A 255-nucleotide genomic window follows, 5' to 3' on the forward strand; every position below is an offset into this window, starting at 1 on the left:
AACTCAATAGTGTGCCAAGTTTGTTGATACCAATTTATTGTATTGAATTGGTTGAATTTGCCGGGCCCGCCACCCCGTGGTGTGGTCTGGTGTTTTTGGCTGGTTTCAAATTTTGTGCAGCGTGTGTGTCCCGTTTTCCCGGGGGCGCATGTTGTGTCTGTTTTACTTCAACGGAGAGTTTGATCCTGGCTCAGGATGAACGCTGGCGGCGTGCTTAACACATGCAAGTCGAACGATGATCCGGTGCTTGCACCG

The 255-nt window shown here is 50.2% G+C and carries 1 rRNA gene; it reads left to right on the top strand.

Going from position 1 to position 255, the window contains the following annotated elements:
- Window positions 1–167 precede the first annotated feature (167 nt).
- A 16S ribosomal RNA gene (locus ARTB_RS21490) occupies window positions 168–255 on the top strand; the annotation flags it as partial.

The sequence above is a fragment of the Arthrobacter humicola genome, from assembly GCF_022803015.1.
In the GTDB taxonomy this organism is placed as follows: Bacteria; Actinomycetota; Actinomycetes; order Actinomycetales; family Micrococcaceae; genus Arthrobacter; species Arthrobacter humicola_A.